The organism is Actinosynnema pretiosum (assembly GCF_024171695.1).
Classification (GTDB): domain Bacteria; phylum Actinomycetota; class Actinomycetes; order Mycobacteriales; family Pseudonocardiaceae; genus Actinosynnema; species Actinosynnema pretiosum.
This window is the reverse complement of the sequence record NZ_JAMTCF010000006.1, coordinates 96,285-111,440: the sequence shown is the minus strand read 5'-3', so window position 1 is coordinate 111,440 and position 15,156 is coordinate 96,285. Positions and strand designations below refer to the sequence as shown.

The 15,156-nt window shown below is 74.0% G+C and carries 13 protein-coding genes; 9 read left to right on the top strand and 4 right to left on the bottom strand.

The window, feature by feature from the left end; translation table 11 throughout:
• Positions 1–88 precede the first annotated feature (88 nt).
• A complete protein-coding gene (locus LV78_RS13840; protein ID WP_253845667.1) occupies positions 89–1,582 on the top strand; it encodes a family 43 glycosylhydrolase in 1,494 nt (497 codons plus the stop codon).
• Here LV78_RS13840 and LV78_RS13835 read toward each other — a convergent pair.
• Positions 1,579–2,781, bottom strand: coding sequence for an MFS transporter (locus tag LV78_RS13835; RefSeq protein WP_253845666.1), 1,203 nt, complete (start codon positions 2,779–2,781; stop codon positions 1,579–1,581). The two genes, LV78_RS13840 and LV78_RS13835, sit on opposite strands and share 4 nt — an antisense overlap.
• Positions 2,782–2,885: 104 nt before the next feature.
• On the opposite strand from LV78_RS13835, the gene LV78_RS13830 reads away from it, so the two are divergent.
• From LV78_RS13830 to LV78_RS13815, 4 genes are all read left to right on the top strand, one after another.
• Complete coding sequence (locus LV78_RS13830) at positions 2,886–3,479, top strand: helix-turn-helix domain-containing protein (protein WP_253845665.1); 594 nt, start codon at positions 2,886–2,888, stop codon at positions 3,477–3,479.
• Between the two features lie 87 nt (positions 3,480–3,566).
• The gene (locus tag LV78_RS13825; RefSeq protein WP_253845664.1) at positions 3,567–3,908 is read left to right on the top strand and encodes an ArsR/SmtB family transcription factor; all 342 of its coding nucleotides are present in this window, start codon (positions 3,567–3,569) and stop codon (positions 3,906–3,908) included.
• 3 nt (positions 3,909–3,911) lie between these two features.
• A complete protein-coding gene (locus LV78_RS13820; protein ID WP_253845663.1) occupies positions 3,912–4,400 on the top strand; it encodes an SRPBCC family protein in 489 nt (162 codons plus the stop codon).
• Positions 4,400–5,020, top strand: coding sequence for a dihydrofolate reductase family protein (locus LV78_RS13815; protein ID WP_253845662.1), 621 nt, complete (start codon positions 4,400–4,402; stop codon positions 5,018–5,020). The genes LV78_RS13820 and LV78_RS13815 overlap by 1 nt, the downstream gene beginning before the upstream one ends.
• A 755-nt stretch (positions 5,021–5,775) precedes the next feature.
• On the opposite strand, the gene LV78_RS13810 is transcribed toward LV78_RS13815, so the two are convergent.
• Both LV78_RS13810 and LV78_RS13805 read right to left on the bottom strand, forming a co-directional pair.
• A complete protein-coding gene (locus LV78_RS13810) occupies positions 5,776–6,507 on the bottom strand; it encodes a mycothiol-dependent nitroreductase Rv2466c family protein (RefSeq protein WP_372494885.1) in 732 nt (243 codons plus the stop codon).
• A 91-nt stretch (positions 6,508–6,598) separates the two neighbouring features.
• Positions 6,599–7,156: a TetR/AcrR family transcriptional regulator gene (locus LV78_RS13805; protein WP_253845661.1), complete on the bottom strand. Its 558-nt coding sequence runs from the start codon at positions 7,154–7,156 to the stop codon at positions 6,599–6,601.
• A gap of 113 nt (positions 7,157–7,269) precedes the next feature.
• Between LV78_RS13805 and LV78_RS13800 the strand changes: the two genes are divergently transcribed.
• Complete coding sequence (locus tag LV78_RS13800) at positions 7,270–8,166, top strand: alpha/beta fold hydrolase (RefSeq protein ID WP_253845660.1); 897 nt, start codon at positions 7,270–7,272, stop codon at positions 8,164–8,166.
• Positions 8,167–8,245: 79 nt separating this feature from the next.
• On the opposite strand, the gene LV78_RS13795 is transcribed toward LV78_RS13800, so the two are convergent.
• Entirely contained in the window at positions 8,246–9,475 is a 1,230-nt protein-coding gene (locus LV78_RS13795) for a S1 family peptidase (RefSeq protein WP_253845659.1), read from the bottom strand.
• Between the two features lie 261 nt (positions 9,476–9,736).
• On the opposite strand from LV78_RS13795, the gene LV78_RS13790 reads away from it, so the two are divergent.
• The 3 genes from LV78_RS13790 to LV78_RS13780 all read left to right on the top strand — a co-directional run bounded on the left by LV78_RS13790 (position 9,737) and on the right by LV78_RS13780 (position 15,075).
• Complete coding sequence (locus tag LV78_RS13790) at positions 9,737–12,547, top strand: ATP-binding protein (protein WP_253845658.1); 2,811 nt, start codon at positions 9,737–9,739, stop codon at positions 12,545–12,547.
• Positions 12,548–12,769: 222 nt separating this feature from the next.
• Positions 12,770–13,642, top strand: a complete 873-nt coding sequence (locus LV78_RS13785) for a DMT family protein (protein WP_253845657.1) — start codon at positions 12,770–12,772, stop codon at positions 13,640–13,642.
• A gap of 128 nt (positions 13,643–13,770) precedes the next feature.
• Positions 13,771–15,075, top strand: a complete 1,305-nt coding sequence (locus LV78_RS13780) for an RICIN domain-containing protein (RefSeq protein WP_253845656.1) — start codon at positions 13,771–13,773, stop codon at positions 15,073–15,075.
• Positions 15,076–15,156: the final 81 nt, after the last annotated feature.

The window sequence follows — 15,156 nt, the reverse complement described above, 5'->3', positions numbered from 1 at the left end:
CGCCCGTGCTGTCGCCGAACACCGCCGCCACGTCCGCCCGCCCACCACCGACCGCGCGGCGCCCCCGCGGCGTCGCAGGGAGCGCACCGTGACAGCGACCACCGGAGTCCGGCGCAGGGGACGGCGCGCCGCGCTGACCCTCGCCACCACCACCCTCCTGCTCGGCGGGATCACCTCCGCCGTGCCACCGGCCGCCTCGGCGGCCGTCGTCGACACCTCCGCCTCGTACGCGCTGGTCAACCGGCACAGCGGCCGGGCGCTCGACGTCTACGACCTGGCCACGGGCGACGGCGCCCGCATCGCCCAGTTCACCCGCAACGACGGGGCCTGGCAGCAGTGGCAGTTCGTCGACTCGGGAGGCGGCTACTACCGGCTCAAGTCAAGGCACAGCAACAAGGTCCTCCAGATCTCCGGCGGGTCGACCGCCGACGGGGCCGAGGTCGTGCAGTGGACCGACTCCAACGCGACCAGCCAGCAGTTCCGGCTGGTGGACTCGGCGTTCGGGCACGTCCGGCTGCTGAACCGGGCCAGCGGCAAGGCCGTGGAGACCTACGAGTGGTCGACCTCCGACGGCGCGCGCGTCGTGCAGTGGCCGGACCTGGACGGCGCGAACCAGCAGTGGCAGCTGATCAAGCTGGGCGCGGCGGGCGCGGTCGTGAACCCGGTCAAGCGGGGCGGCCCCGATCCCTGGCTCCAGCACCACAACGGCTACTACCACCTGGCCACGACGACGTGGAACTCCACGGTCACCATGCGCCGCTCCCGCACCCTGGCCGGGTTGTCGAGCGCGACCGACCAGGTGGTGTTCACCCTGGCAGGCCGCCCCAACGGGTGCTGCAACATGTGGGCGCCGGAGTTCCACCTGCTGAACGGCCGCTGGTACCTGTACTACGTGGCCGGGCAGAACGTGCCGGACTTCAACCCCACGCAACGCCTGCACGTGCTGGAGTCCGCGGGCAGCGACCCCATGGGCCCCTACACCTTCAAGGCCGACCTCGGGAACACCTGGGAGCTCGACCCGAGCATCCTGCAGGTGGGCGGGAAGCTGTACCTGATGGGCAGCGCGATGGACGGCACGCAGTCGCTGACCATCACGCCGATGAGCAACCCGTACACGCTCAGCGGCGCCCGCCGCACGATCAGCCAGCCGACCCTGGCCTGGGAGCGGCAGACCGCCGCCGTGAACGAGGGCGCGGAACCGCTGTACCGCAACGGGAAGACCATGATCGTGTACTCGGCGAGCGCGTGCTGGGGCCCGGACTACAAGCTCGGCCTGCTCACCCTCACCGGCAGCGACCCGCTCAACCGGGCGCACTGGACCAAGTCGCCGAACCCGGTGTTCCAGCGCGACGACGCCAACGGCGTGTTCGCCCCCGGCCACAACGGTTTCTTCAAGTCCCCGGACGGCACCGAGGACTGGATCGTCTACCACGCCAACGACAGCGCGTCCGGCGGGTGCGACATGAACCGCTCGACGCGGGCGCAGAAGTTCACCTGGAACGCCGACGGCACACCGAACTTCGGCCCGCCGGTGCGGGTGGGCGTGCAGTTGCCGCCGCCCTCGGGTGAGCCCGCGTCCTAGTCGCCGAGAGGTCCCGGTTCCGTCCCGGGCGGACGGAACCGGGGCAGGGCGGCGCGCAGCGCGACCAGGCAGGTGGCGGCCAGCAGCATGGTGGCCCCGCCGATCAGCGCGGCCCGAAGTCCCAGCAGGGCGAGCAGCCCGCTGACCGAGATCACCCCGACCGCGTTGGCCACCCGCTGCAGCGCGAACACCTCCGCCTTGCGGTGCGGCGGTGCGAGCGCGTCCAGTGCCAGCGAGTAGAACGTGCCCAGCAGCGGCAGGAAGAACCCCAGCACCGCCGCGCCCGCCAGCGTCACCACGAGGTGCCCGCCCGCCAGCGTCGCGCAGGCGCCGGCCGTGCTGGCGGCGAGGTAGAGCGCGACCGTCCGAACGCCGGGGACCCGGTTGCGCACGCTCACCCTGATCCCGCCCAGGATCGAGCCCGCGCACAGCACGGAGGCGAACAGGAACGCCCAGCCCGGCCCGAGGCCGAAGGCGAGCGCGAACGAGACCGCGCCGACCTCGACCGCCGCGACCGCGCCGCTGCCCGCCGCCGCGCAGCACAGCCACACCAGCGCCTCGCGGGGGAGCCCGCCACCGACCGGGGCGGCGTCCGGGGCCGCGCGCACGTCCGGGACTCGGGGCGTGAGCACGGCCGGTCCCAGCCCGAGCACGGTGATCATCGCCATCGCCCACACCGGCGACGCCGACCCGATCAGCGACGCGAGCACGGGGGAGAGCGCGAAGGTGACCTCGTTCAGCGTGGCGGCCACGCCCAGCGCCCTGGGCAGGCGGCCGGGGGAGACCAGGTGGTTCAGCAGCAACCGCTGGTAGCCGTGCGCGGCCCCGCTGACCGCGCCCGCCACCACGACGGCGGCGACCAGCGCGGCGAACGGCGCGCCCACCGCGCCGAGGCCCGTGGCGGCGGCGAACGCGGCGGTGCGGACGGCGACGAGGGCGCGCAGGTAGCGCACCGGGGAGAACCGCCTGCCCAGCCGGGACAGGGGCACCGAGCCGAGCACCTGGGCGGTGGTCATGGCGAAGACGAGGGCGGCCCCGGACTCGGCCGTGCCGGTGAGCGGCAGCGCCAGCAGCCCGAAGGCGATCGGGGCCGCGGCCTGGGGAACGCCGGAGGTCGCGGAACCGAGCTGCCACCGTACGATGTCCCGCCGTGGCCGCGACGTGCGCGCGGGCGGGGGGAACGGCTGCGTTGCGGTCATGCGGGCCTCTTGCCTTCACGTGCGCGTGCGGTGGGGCGGTCGGCGCGGCGCCGACCGGGGATGGTGAGCACTATAGTGCTCACTTGGGGAGCGGGGTGGCGCGCGTGGCCGACCAGATCCGCCCGGAGGTCGTGGTCCTCCTGGGCAACCGCATCCGCGCGCTGCGCAAGGCGGCCGACCTGAGCGTGGTGCGCCTGGCCGAGCTGAGCGGCGTCAGCAGGCGGATGCTCACCCAGATCGAGCTCGGGCAGGCGAACCCGAGCCTGTCCACGGTGGACCGGGTGGCGTCCGCGCTGGGCACGACCTTCTCCGCGCTGGCCGGTGTGCTCGGCGACCCGCTGCCCGAGGGCGTGGAGGTGTGGTCGACGCCGGGCGGGAGCTGGGCGTACCTGGTGAACGCGGTGGAGACGGCCGAGGCGTCGATCGAGCTGTGGAAGTGGCGCCTGCTCGGCGACGACCGGTACGGCGGCGTGGGGAGCACGCCGGGGACGCCGGACTCGATGGCGCACGTGCTGCGGGGCGAGCTGGTGGTCCGGCGGGGCGAGGTCGAGCTGCTGCGCGTGGCGGAGGGCGGGTCGGCCCGGCTGGCCAGCGCGGGCGGCTACACGTTCGGCGCCGGGGGTGACGCGGTGGAGTTCCTGTGGGTGCCCACCGTGCCCAGGGGCTCGGCCCCGCCGCCCGAGCTGCCGCGCGCCTGAGCCTGCCTAGTCGCTGGCCTTCCCCCTTCCGGTGGAATCCGCCGTTCCCGCCTTGACCCATTCCCGTATCGGCATACGATATGAGTCATGGCCAGGGCAGCAACGACATCGGACGTCTTCAACGCGATCGCCGAACCGCAGCGCCGGGAGATCCTGGTGCTGCTGCGCTCGCGCGAGTGGCCGGTGACCGAGCTGGCCGAGGAGCTGGGGATGTCCCAGCCGCGCGCGTCGAAGCACCTGCGGGTGCTCAGGGAGGTGGGGCTGGTGCGCGATCGCAAGGCGGGCAAGCAGCGCCTGTACTGCCTCGACGCGCACGGCCTGCGGTCGGTGCACGAGTGGGCGGGCGGGTTCGAGCGGTTCTGGAGCGAGAGCTTCACCCGCCTCGACTCGTACCTGCAGGAGCTCAAGCAGGAGAGGCAGGGGGAGTAGCGGGTGGGAACGACAGGACGGCCGGTGGCGACCGACCGCGAGATCGTGGTCTCCAGGGTCGTGGACGCGCCGAGGGAGCTGGTGTTCGAGGCGTTCACCGAGGTCCGCCACCTGGCGCGCTGGTGGGGCCCGGACGGGTTCACCACCACGACGCGCGCGTTCGAGTTCCGCGTGGGCGGGGAGTGGGACTTCGTGATGCGCGGTCCGGACGGCGCCGATTACCCGGAGTGGATCACCTGGACCGGCATCACCCCGCCGGAGCGGATCACGTTGCGGCACGGGGAGTTCCGCGACGACCCGAACACGTTCGAGACGGTGCTGACGTTCGAGCCCGAGGGGGCGGGGACGCGCGTGGAGCTGCGCACGATCTTCCCCACCAAGGAGCAGCGCGACGAGGCCGCCGAGAAGTACCACGCGGTCGAAGGCGGTCAGCAGACCCTGGGGAACCTGGCCGCCCACGTCACCGGGGTCATGGCGGGGGAGGGGAGCTGATGGCGGGCAAGGTCTTCTTCAGCGTGTCGATGTCGCTGGACGGCTTCATCGCCCCCGAGTCCGCCGAGGAGCTGATGGGGCGGCAGTGGATGGAGCTGCAGGGCTGGGCCTTCCGGCAGCGCTTCTTCCGGGAGAACCTCAAGCTGGGGTCCGGTGGCGCGGAGGGCCGCGACAACGAGCTGGCGCGGGCGACGTTCGAGCGCACCGGCGCGAGCGTGATGGGCAAGCGCATGTTCGACGCCGGTGAGCACGCCTGGCCCGAGGACCCGCCGTTCCACACGCCGGTCTTCGTGCTCACCCACGAGCGCCGCGCCCCGTGGGAACGCCAGGGCGGCACCACCTTCCACTTCGTGAACGACGGCGCGGAGCCTGCCCTGACCCGAGCCCGCGAGGCGGCGGGCGACCGCGACGTGCGCGTGGCGGGCGGCGCCGAGACGATCCTGCAGTACCTGAACGCGGGGCTGGTGGACGAGTTCACGATCGCCCTGTCACCCGTGCTGTTCGGTGCGGGCATCCGCCTGTTCGAGGGCGTGGACGCGTCCAGGATCGCCCTGGACCAGCTCCGCGCGGACCCTGGCGAGGGGGTGACCCACCTGACCTACGCGGTCCGACGTCGCTAACCCCCTCCGGGCGCAACCACGCTCCACCGCCCAGCGGCGGCGCCCCAGCCGCGTTCCGCCTGCTCCCTGACGGCGGGCGCTGCGTGGCGCGGTCCTCCACGGCGGGCGCGGCACGGTCCCGCCACCGGAAAAGGACACGAGCGCCCCGGCTGGTGCGGAACCGCTGGCGGGTGCTGTCATCGCAGACACCCGTGCTGTCACCTGGCCGCCCTCATCGGCCGTGACAGCCGAGGGGGTGAACGTCCACGGCAAACGCGTGGCCCGTTTCCCGTTGCGCGGGTACGACCGGGCGGGCGGCCGGGTCTCGCTGTTCTGGGCGGACTCAGAGCCATTTGTCGATCGCGGCGACATGCACGGTGGTGGTCGCGTAGCGCACGGCCACCCTGTCGTACCGAGTTGCCGCCGCGTGGTGACGCTTGAGCCGGTTGATGCCGCGTTCCACGGCGTGCTGTTGTGCGTAGTCCTCGGGGTCGAAGGCCGGTGGACGGCAGCCCTCCGCCCCCTCGGCCCTGCGATGCGCGTCCTGGTCGACCTCACTCGGGACGGTCGCCTTGATCCCACGACGGCGAAGACGCTCCCGGTGTGATCCGGTCGGTCGCGTCGGCTCCGGGTTGCAGCGCGGTCAGGATCGTCCGCCGGACTGCGGCCCGCTGCCAGCGCCGGAACCGGGAATCGCTCGCCGCGCCCTCGGGGGCCGCCCCTCGTGCTCGACGGCCACCGGAGCGGTCGTCGAGCGCGAGGGGCGTGGGGGGTGGCTACTTCTTCAAGCGGCGGCTTCCGGCGTGCCAGTCCTCCACCGGGCCCGTCTGCTCCGTCGTGACGCCGAACGACGGCAGTTGCGGCTGTTCGCGCAGGCTGCGCTTGAGCTCGGCGAAACCGGGGAACGCGGCCAGGCCGACGACGTGGTCCCACAGCTCGGCGGCCTGCCCCTCGTCGGGGAGCCTGCTGATCACCGGGCCGAACAGCGCGGTTCCGTCCGGTGGGGCGAAGTGCAGGATCGGGGTGCCGACGTCCTTGCCCGTCAACGACAGCGCCTCGTCCGACTCGGCCTGGATCTCCGCGTCGCGTGAAGCGTCGTCCAGGTGTTCGGCCAGCGCGGTGGGCAACCCGGCCTCGGCCAGCGCGTCGGCGGCCAGCTCCGGGGCGCCCTGCCAGCCAGGCGCCCGGCCCGCGTCGGGGCCCGATTCCATGATCCGTGCGCCGAACGCCGAGTACAGCGGGCCGACCGCCGCGCGACCGTGCGCCTCCCGCACCGCCGAGGCGACCCGCAGCAACCGCAGGCCTGCCTCGTGCTGCGCCTCGTACTCCGGCGGGAAGTGGCTGTCGTAGTCGACGTGCGCGTTGATCAGGCGCAGCGAGATGAACCGCCAGTCGACGGTGTGATCCCGTTGCGCCTGCACGATCCTGACCCACTTGCTCGTCATCCACGCGAACGGGCAGATCGGGTCGAAGTAGAAGTTCAGGTCCGTTCTCGCGGTTGTTCCCACGCTCACCCATCCCTGGTCGGTGGTCGGAACCTGGTGAGGCCCGCACGTCGGGCGGGGGGTGACCCCGCCCGTGGACGAGCCCGGCCTCGGATCAGTCGTTCGTCAGCAGCGCGAGGATGCCCGCGGTCGCGTCGTCCGCCGAGCCCTGCCGACCGGTCGCCCGCGCCAGCACGAACGCCCCCTCGACGGCGGCGGTCAGCGCCGCCGCGGTCTTCGCCGGATCGGCGCCCGGCACCAGTGAGCCGTCCTCCTGGCCCGCCCGCACCGCCTCCTCCACCAGGCCACCCAGCTCGGTGAAGGTCGCCCCCAGGCTGGCCCGCAGCTCCGGTTCGCCCAGAACGCTCGCGTCGTAGGCGAAACCGCCCACCCGGCACCCCTCCAGCGCCTTGTCCGCCGACCGCAGGAAAGCCGCCAGCCGGTCGCGCCCGGTCGGCTGCCCGGCCATCGCCGTCCGGACCGCGTCGAGCAGGTCGCGACCGTTGCCCGCGACGACCTCCAACCCGAGCTCGGTCTTGGTGGGGAAGTGGTGGTAGAAGCTGCCCTGCCCCACGCCCGCCTCGGTCATGACCTGCCGGGGACTGGTGGTCGAGTACCCGCGCTGCCAGAACATCACCTTCGCCGACTCGACGATCCGCTGCCTGTTGTCCACCCCCGGAACGGTACACCCCAAAACATACCTACCTTCAGGGTTGCCGCCATACCTGAAGGTAGGTATGTTCACGGTGCTCCCCTTCCCGACATCCCGACCCGAGGAGACCCACCGTGACCACCACGCCCACCAAGCCCGCCAAGCCCGTCATCGTCGAGCACAAGACCGAGGACCTGGACGGGTTCGAGCTCTTCTACCGCGTCGCGGGCCCGGTCGACGCCCCCGTCGTGCTCCTGCTGCACGGCTTCCCGACCTCGTCGCACATGTTCCGCGACCTCATCCCGCACCTCGCCGACCGCTTCCGCGTGATCGCCCCCGACCTGCCGGGCTTCGGCCAGAGCGCCGCGCCCGACCACACCGAGTTCCCCTACACCTTCGACCGCGCCGCCGACCTGGTCCGCGCGCTCCTGACCCGCCTCGGCGTCACCCGCTACGCGGTCAACGTCTTCGACTACGGCGCCCCCACGGCGTGGCGCCTCGCGCTCGCCGACCCGGACGCGATCACCGCCCTGGTCGTGCAGAACGGCAACGCCTACGACGAAGGCCTGGACAACGACTTCTGGGCCCCGATCAAGCGCTACTGGGCCGACCCGACCCCGGAGAACCGCGAGGCGCTCAGCGGCCTGGTCACGGCCGAGACCACGAAGTTCCAGTACACCGACGGCATGGCCCACCCGGAGCGCGTCTCCCCGGACAACTGGACCATCGACCAGGCCCTCCTCGACCGGCCCGGCAACAAGGACGTCCAGCTCGACTACTTCCTCGACTACGGCACCAACCCCGCCCTCTACCCGGCGGTCCAGGAGTGGCTGCGCGCGAAGCAGCCCCCGACCCTGGTGGTCTGGGGCGCGAACGACGTGATCTTCCCGGCCGACGGCGCCCACCCGTACGAGCGCGACCTGCCGGACGTCGAGTTCCACCTCTTCGACAGCGGCCACTTCCTGCTGGAGGACCGGCCCGACGAGGTCTTCCCGCTGATCCACGACTTCCTGACCCGCAAGCTCGCCTGACCCGCGACCTGACCCGACCCGCGCCGCCGGGGGTCGGGATCGTCGACGACGACCCCGACCCCCGGCAGGGGCCACCACGTCACATCAGCGACACGCCGAAGTTCGGCCCGTAGAACTCCAGCGCCTTCGCGACCGGGTAGTAGTACGACCGGTTCGCCCGGCCGACCGCCGCGAGGCAGCGCTGCGCACCGTCCACCTCCACGAGCGCGCCACCGCTGGTCATGCCCTCGGCGGTCCACGCGGGCGTGTAGGCGACGTTCGCACCACCCGAGTCACCGGGCTCGGAGCAGGCGTTGGTCTGGGTGAGGTGGTTGACCGGCTCGGACTCGCCCGCGTACGTCACGCTCTTGTCCTTGGCGACGATGGTGCCGCAGGTCCACTGGGTGGTGACGCCGTACTTGCACATCGCGGTGCCCACCGGCGCCTCGCGGGCCGGGCCGACGGTGATGTAGCCGCCGTTGGCGGGGTCGGACTGCACGTAGGGCCCCTGCTGCCAGTGGGAGGTGTTCTTGGCCTCGATCAGCCCGTGGTCCCACTTCGGGAAGTAGCTCGCCACGACGTCGCCGAAGTAGCTCAGGTCGTTGCCGAACACCCAGTCGCCGTGGTCGAAGCAGTGGCCTGCGGTGAGCAGGAACGTCTTGCCGTTCTCGGGGTTGCGCACGTTGAACCCCGCCGAGCAGGAGGTGAGCAGGATGTCGTGGATCTCCTCACCCCCGTTCATCCACTTCGTGGTCTCCGCCGCCTGCTCGACGTGCTCGACGGCCACCGCGTCGCCGTGCCGGGCGAGCGCGTCGAGCACGGCCGGGTGCTGCCCCTCGATCACGCTGACGACCACCCGGTTCGACTTCGGGTCGACGTGCCAGGACTCCAGCCCCGAGGTCGGCGAGCCCGCGGCGGAAGGGGATCGGCCCGGCTCGAAGGCGTTGTCGATCTCGGCCTTGATCGCCTCCAGCTCGGCCGACGTGCGCGTGACCACCCGCGCCCGCCCACCGGCCTTCTCGACGTCCGAGGCGCGGGCGGGATCGCTGACGTTGACGGTCAGGACGCCGTCGGCCGGGTCGAACCACGACCCGGCGAACGCGGTGCCGAGCGTGCCGCGCAGGGCGCCGTCGAGCGTGATCGCCGCGTCCTGCTTCTCGCGTAACAAGACGCTCTGCGCTTCGGTCAGCCCGAGGTCGCGCCGCATGGCGGAGATCAGGCCGGCGTCGGGTGACGGCGCGGCGGTGGCCGTTCGCGGTGCGGCCGTCGCGCCTGCGGTGAGCGCCGCGATCGACGCCCCCACGACGGCCAGTCGGAGAAGTGCGTGCATGGCTGATTGCCCCTCTGCTCATCGGAGAGTGGTGGAGAACCCCTGGTGGGGAAGCGTTTTCCTCGCGGCGGGGAGGAGGGCGTTCCCGTGCTCAGGACGCTAGGGAGCCGGTGTGCGGAGCGCAGTCGGGGAATCCCCGCACTATCCCCTGATGTGGTTCGCGGTCCACGGCCGCAGCGACGTCGGGGGAGTGGAGTGCCCGCGCCCGCCCCGCGCTAGGGGTGGTGCGCCGGTCCCGGAGGGTGCGCTAGAACTCGTCGTATGCGTTCACGCCCGGTTCCCGCTGATCCACCGCCGGAGCTGGTCGAGCGGGACGCCGAGCTCGCCGTGCTGCGGGAGGCCGTGCGGGAGCTGGGGCGCGGGCGCGGCGGGGTGGTCGTCGTCGACGCGGGCGCCGGGATGGGCAAGACCGCGCTGCTGCGCGAGGTGCGCGGCTCGGCCGCCGCCGCCGGGCTGGGGGTGCTGTCGGCGCGGGGCGCCGAGCTGGAGCGCGACTTCGCGTTCGGCGTGGTCCGCCAGCTGCTCGAACCCGCGCTGCCCGGCGACCCAGGGGAGCGGCGCGCGCTGCTCACCGGCGCGGCCTCGGCGGTCGAGCTGGTGCTCGGCGACCGCGCGCCCACCGGGGACGGCCCGGCAGGCTCGCTGTTCGCCCTGCTCAACGGCGCCTACTGGGCGCTGGTCACGCTCGCCGAGCGCGGCCCGCTGGCCGTCGTCGTGGACGACGCGCAGTGGGCGGACCCGCCGTCGCTGCGCTTCCTCGGCTTCCTCTCCCGCAGGCTGGACTCGGTGGCGGTCCTGCTCGTGGTCGCCACCAGGGGTGGCGAGCACGACGACAGCGGCCTGCTCGACGACCTGCTCGCCGCCGAGGGCTGCGCGCACCTGAGGCCGCGCGGCCTGAGCGCGGCGGGGGTGGCGCGGCTGGTGCGGCGGCGCCTCGGCGCGGCCGACGACGAGCTGTGCGCGGCCTGCCACCTGACCACGGCCGGGAACCCGCTGTTCGTGCGCGAGCTGGTGCGGGTGCTCCAGGAGGACGGGGCGCGCCGGGGCGCGGACGCGGTGGCTGCGGCCGGACCCGACGCGGTCCGCAGGCACGTCGCGGCCCGGCTCCGCCGTCAGAGCGATCAGGTGCGCCGGGTGGCGCGCGCCGTCGCCGTGCTCGGCGACGACACGACGCTGCCCCTGGTCGCCGAGCACGCCGGGGTGGACGTGGCCTCGGCGGCGGCGTGCGCGGAGCACCTGGTGCGGCACGGGGTGCTCGCCGACGCCGACCCGCCCGCGTTCGTGCACGTCGTGGTGCGCGACGTGGTGCTGTCCCTGGTGCCGCTGGCCGAGCGCGGCGCCGAGCACGACCGGGCGGCGCGGGTGCTCGCCGAGGCGGGCGCGCCGGTGGCGCGGGTGGCCTCGCACGTGCTGCGGACCACGCCCGCCGGTCGGGCGGACCGGGTCGCGCTGCTGGCGGGCGCGGCCGACGAGGCGTGGCGGCGCGGGTCGCCCGAGGGCGCGGCCACCTACCTCGCCCGCGCCAGGCAGGAACCCCCGGAGCCGCCCGCGCGCTCGGAGATCAGCAGGCTGCTGGGCAACTGCGAGGTGCACCGGCTCTCCACCGCCGCCGCCGACACCTACCTGCGCGAGGCCGTCCGGCTCGCGGGCACGCCGGAGCAGCGCGCGCGGTGCTGGTACAGCCTCGCCCGGTTCCGCCACTCCTGCGGGCGGGGGGACGCCGCGCTGGAGCTGCTGACCCGCGCCGCCGACCGGCTGCCGCCCGACGCCTCCCCGGCGCTGGTCCGCGACCTGCGCTCGGAGCTGCTGGGCGTGGCGCGCGCGGAGCTGTCGGCGCGCCCGGAGCTGCTCGCCCGCCTGGCCGAGTTCCGCGCGACGGCCCGCGAGGACGACCCGGTGCTCGCGGCCCACCTGTCGGTGGAGGCGGTGTTCACCGGCGAGCGCGCGGACGTGGCGGTGGCGCTGGCCCGCACGGCGCTGGACGGCGACCGGCTCACCCCCGAGCGGTCGGCGATCTGGTCGGCGGTGAGCACGCTGCTCGTGGCGCACCGGCTGGTGGAGGCGGAGCAGCGGGTGCAGCGGGCGCTGCGGGACGCCGTCGAGCGCGGGCAGCTGTCCGCGCTCGGCGTGGTGCGCGGCTACCTGGCCAGGACCGCGCTGCTGCGCGGCGACCTCCCGGCGGCCGAGGAGCACGTCGAACTGGGGTCGCGGGCGGTGCCGAGGCCCAACGTGGGGCTGCCCGCGCTGGACGCCGCGCGCGTGCGGCTGCTGGTGGAGCGGGGGCTGCTGGAGCAGGCGCGGGCGGTGCTGGCGGACGGGGAGCTGGCCGACGGCGCGCCGCCGCGCAACTCGCTGCACCTGTGGCTGCTGGAGTCGCGGATGGCGCTGAGCGCGGCGCTCGGCGACGACGAGGCGGTGCTGGCCGACGCGGCGACGTGCGCCGCGCTCCACGAGCGCTGGGGCGTCACCGGGCTGTGGGACGTGCCGTGGCGGCTGCACGCCTCGGCGGCGCACCTGCGGTCCGGTCGCCGCGAGCGCGCCGCCGCCCTCGCCGCCGAGGAGCTGCGGCTGGCCACGGCGTTCGGCGCGCCCGGCCAGGTGGCGCGGGCGCTGCGGGCGGTCGCGGCGGCCGGACCGGAGGGCGGCGGTCACCTCGCCGAGGCGGTCGACCTGCTGCGCGCCGGGCCCGCCCGGCTGGAGCTGGCGGGCGCCCTGGCCGACCTGGGGGAGGCGCGGGCGCGCGCGGGTGACCGGGTCGGGGCGCGCGCCGTGCTGCGGGAGGCCGCCGAGGTGGCGGTGGGGTGCGGCGCGGAGGCGCTGGCGGACCGGCTCCGCGCGGGGCTCGCGGCGGGCGGGGGCAGGCCGCCGCGCATCGAGGCGACCGGGGTGGCCGCGCTGACCCCGTCGGAGCGGCGGGTCGCCGAACTCGCGGCGGACGCGCTGACCAACCGGCAGATCGCCGAGAACCTGTTCGTCACGGAGAAGACCGTGGAGACCCACCTGGGCCGCGCCTTCCGCAAGCTGGGGGTGCGCTCGCGCACCCAGCTCGCCGTGCGGATGGTCACCCGCTGACCGGCACCCGTTGGCCGCTGATCACCCTCGCTGCCCCGGATGGCGGCCCCTGCTGGCAGGCGCCTGCTGTCCGCCGGCCGCTCCTGCCCACCGCCGCCTGCCGTCCCCCGGATGGCCGCCCCCGCCCTCCGCCGCGCGGCCCCGACGCACCTCGCCCGTCCGCCCGGAAACCCTTGTCCCGCATGACACCCCGTTCACCGCCTCCCCCTTACCCTGTCCGATGTGGACCTGACCGGCACGGCAACGGCCATCGTCTTGAGCGCTGCCTCCGCGCTCGCCTACGCGGCGGGCGCGGTGCGCCAGCAGCGGCTCGCCCACCTGCCGGGAGCGGTGCTGGCGCGCACGTCCGCGTGGTGGTGGGCGATCGCCCTGAACGGGGTCGGGGGCGTGCTGCACGTCGCGGCGCTGCCGTTCGGGCCGCTGGTGCTGGTCCAGTCGCTCGGGGTGCTGACCGTGGTGTTCGCGGTGCTGCTGGGCGCGCTCGCCCGGCGCGAGGCGGTCGGGCGGGCCGAGTGGGGCGGGTCCGCGCTGGTGGGCGCCGGGCTGGTGGCGGTGCTGCTGGTCGTGGGCACCGGGTCGGGCGCTGGTGTGCTCTCCGGCGGCGACCTGGGCGGGCTGCTCGTGGTGACGGGCGCCGTGCTCGTGCTGCTCGGGTGGGGGAACGCGGGTGGCCTGCGGCTCGCTGCGGCGGGCGGGATCGCGTTCGGCGTCCTGGCCGCGCTCCTGCAGACCACCGTGCTGCTCGTCTCGGGCGGCGGCGTCGGCGCGCTGCTGCACGCCGACACCGCGCTCGTCGTGCCCGGCGTGCTCGTGCTCGTCGTCGCCGCCGTGCTGCTCACCCAGCGCTCCTACCGCCACGGCCTCGGCGCGCCGCTGTCGGTGAGCACCACGGTGAACCCGCTGACGGCGGCCGTCGTCGGCGTGGTGCTGCTCGGCGAGCGGGTGGGCGGCGAGCCCGGTGACGCGGTGCTGGCGCTGCTCGCCGCGCTGGCCATCGCCGGTGGCGTCCACCTGCTGTCCCTGGTCCCGGCGGGCGCGCCCGCCGCCCGCTCGCGCGCCGAGGGGGAGCAGGCCTCGGTCGGCGCGGGCTCTTGATCGACCGCTCGGGGAGGTGTTAGCGTTCACACGAGGTGGTGACCCGCGTCACAAGATCCGGCGCGGGGCCCGGTCACCACTCGCGCGCCCAGCACGGTCCCCGTGCTCCGCTGCCCAGGAGGCCCCGCGTGATCAGGAAGCTCCCGCACCGCTTGACCAGGCTCTGCCTGGCGCTGCTCACCGCCGCCGCCACCGCCGTGGCCGTCGCGCCGCCCGCGCAGGCCGCCGCCGGCTACCTCTACACCACGTTCAAGGGCGACGGCGCCGCCGACCAGGAGCTGTGGGTCTACTCCTCCACCAACGGCACCAGCTTCAGCGCCTTCGCCGACACGAACTACCGGGGCCCCTCCGGCGTGCTGCGCGACCCCAGCGTCATCCGGCACAACGGGCTCTACTACGTCGCCCACACCGTGCAGTCGTGGACCACGGGCTCCACCTACTTCAGCATCGCCTCCAGCCCCGACCTGCGCACCTGGACGCACGTCACCAGCGTCGACTCCGGCATCTCCAGCACCCGGTTCACCTGGGCGCCCGAGTTCTACGTCGAGAACGGCACGGTGCGGATCATCGTGAGCGTCGACCAGACCACCTGCTCCAACTGCTTCCGCCCCTACGTCTTCACCGCCCAGAACGCCGCGCTGACCTCGTGGAGCGCCCCGGCGCAGATGGGCGGGCTCGGCGCGAACCACATCGACACCTACGTGGTGAAGTCCGGGACCGCCTACCACGCGTTCACCAAGAACGAGACCACCAAGTACATCGAGCACTGGACCAGCGCCAGCCTGACCAGCGGGTGGACCCTGCGCGGCCAGCTCTGGACCTCCGGCTACGAGGGCCCCGCCGTGCTGCGGACGGCCGACGGGTCCTGGCGGATCTGGGTCGACAAGTACACCAACGGCGGCATGTGGACCGCCACCAGCACCGACCTCGACTCCTGGTCCGGGCTGAGCCAGATCGCCTGCCCCGGCTGCCGCCACGGCACCGTCCTGGCGGTTGCCGACCTGCCCGCCCCGACCACCGCCTACCGCGTGGACAACCGCAACAGCGCCAAGGTCCTCGACGTCGTGTCCGCCTCCACCGCCGACAACGCCGAGGTCAAGCAGTGGACCTGGAACGGCGGCGACAACCAGCGGTGGGAGTTCCGGGACACCGGCGACGGCTACTTCCGGGTGGTCAACCGCAACAGCGGCAAGTGCCTGGACGTGGCGGGCGCCTCCACCGCCGACGGGGCCAACGTCATCCAGTACGCCTGCGGGTCCGGGACCAACCAGCAGTGGCAGTGGCAGGCCGCAGGCAGCCACTTCCGGATCGTCGCGCGGCACAGCGGCAAGTGCCTCGACGTCGTCGGCTCCGGCGCCCAGGACGGCGCGGACGTGCAGCAGCAGACCTGCGGCAGCGGGACCAACCAGCAGTGGAGCCGAGCGCAGGCCTGACCCCGCTCCCGAGACACCGCCGCCACACCCCCCCCAGGACACCGCCGCCACCGCCGCCATGCCCCCAAGGCGCCGCCGCCA

Bases quoted from the DNA above. Each gene is read 5' to 3' on its own strand.
- LV78_RS13795 (WP_253845659.1), bottom strand. From the start codon at position 9,475: ATGCACGCACTTCTCCGACTGGCCGTCGTGGGGGCGTCGATCGCGGCG.
- LV78_RS13790 (WP_253845658.1), top strand. From the start codon at position 9,737: ATGCGTTCACGCCCGGTTCCCGCTGATCCACCGCCGGAGCTGGTCGAG.
- LV78_RS13815 (WP_253845662.1), top strand. From the start codon at position 4,400: ATGGCGGGCAAGGTCTTCTTCAGCGTGTCGATGTCGCTGGACGGCTTC.
- LV78_RS13835 (WP_253845666.1), bottom strand. From the start codon at position 2,781: ATGACCGCAACGCAGCCGTTCCCCCCGCCCGCGCGCACGTCGCGGCCA.
- LV78_RS13825 (WP_253845664.1), top strand. From the start codon at position 3,567: ATGGCCAGGGCAGCAACGACATCGGACGTCTTCAACGCGATCGCCGAA.